Below are 1,305 nucleotides of genomic sequence, written 5' to 3'. Positions count from 1 at the left end.
CGCGATCTACGAGGCTTCTCCGCGATCTACGAGGCTTCTCCGCGATCTACGAGGCTTCTCCGCGATCTACGAGGCTTCTCCGCGATCTACGAGGCGGGGAACCGCAGGACCTTGTCGTCGCCCGACTTCGGATCACCCCGGCCGTCCCGGTTCGAGGTGGTCAGCCACAGCGCGCCGTCCGGCGCGACCGCGACCGTACGCAAGCGGCCGTACCTGCCCGTCAACACCGCTTTCGGGGCGCCGCCGTCGAGGGGGACCGTCCACAGCCGCTCGCCCCGGAGCCCGGCGACGTACAGCGTGCGGCCGCAGACCGCGGCGCCCGACGGCGAGGCGTCGTCGGTGTGCCACTGCACGATCGGGTCCTCGTACTTCGGGTTTCCGGCCTTGCCCTCGACGTCGGGCCAGCCGTAGTTCCTCCCCGGCTTGATGATGTTGACCTCGTCCCAGGTGTCCTGGCCGAACTCGATGCCGTACATCGTGCCGTCGGACGACCAGGCCAGGCCCTGCACGTTGCGGTGGCCGTAGCTGAAGACCGGCGAGCCCGGGAACGGGTCGCCGGGCGCCGGTTTGCCGTCCGTGGTCAGGCGCAGGATCTTGCCGTTGAGGTCGGTCCTGCTCTGCGAGGGGCCGCCGCCGGTGCCGCCGTCACCGGTCCCCGCGTACAGGTAGCCGTCCGGGCCGAAGGCCAGCCGCCCACCGTTGTGGATCACGTTCTTGGTGATGCCCTTGAGGATGACCTGCGGCTTGCCGCCGTCGTCGAGCTTGAACCGGACGATCCGGTTGTCGTCCGGGGCGGTGAACATCGCGTAGAGCCACTTGTTCTGCGCGTAGTGCGGGTCGGCCGCGATCCCGAGGAGGCCGCCCTCGCCGGCCGGGTCGACGCCGGGCATCCGGTAGACCTTCCTCGGTGTGCCCCCGGTGGCCGGGATCTGGAGGATGTCGGCCTTCTCGCGCTCGCTGACCAGGGCTGAGCCGTCGGGTAGGAAGGCCAGCCCCCAGGGCACCTCGAGATCGCTGGCGACGGTCCGCGACTTGGACAAATCGGGCTTTCCCGATTTGCCGGACGGCGCCGCGGACGCCGGTGCTCCGCTCGTCGGTGCCGACGTCGGAGCGGCCGGGGGAGCGGCCGGGGGAGCGGCCGCCGGCGACGAACACGCCGCCAGGACACCGGCCGCCACGACGACCAGGCACGTGCGCGAACGTGAGGTCATCAACCCACCCTGCCACGGCCCAGCGAGGAGCACGTTGCCGCGTTGATGAGTTCCGGCCGCGAACGCCGCCGGCGAAGCCGTCGTCGGGCGCGAC

At 71.0% G+C, this 1,305-nt stretch carries 1 protein-coding gene; it reads right to left on the bottom strand.

Annotation, left to right across the window (positions count from 1 at the left end):
• Positions 1–86: 86 nt before the first annotated feature.
• Complete coding sequence (locus AB0M88_RS53295; RefSeq protein ID WP_364116350.1) at positions 87–1,211, bottom strand: PQQ-dependent sugar dehydrogenase; 1,125 nt, start codon at positions 1,209–1,211, stop codon at positions 87–89.
• Between the last annotated feature and the right edge of the window lie 94 nt (positions 1,212–1,305).

It is taken from the genome of Actinoplanes sp. NPDC051411, from assembly GCF_040682075.1.
Taxonomy (GTDB): Bacteria; Actinomycetota; Actinomycetes; order Mycobacteriales; family Micromonosporaceae; genus Actinoplanes.
This window is presented reverse-complemented; position numbering and strand designations above follow the sequence as displayed.

Bases quoted from the DNA above. Each gene is read 5' to 3' on its own strand.
- AB0M88_RS53295 (WP_364116350.1), bottom strand. From the start codon at position 1,211: ATGACCTCACGTTCGCGCACGTGCCTGGTCGTCGTGGCGGCCGGTGTC.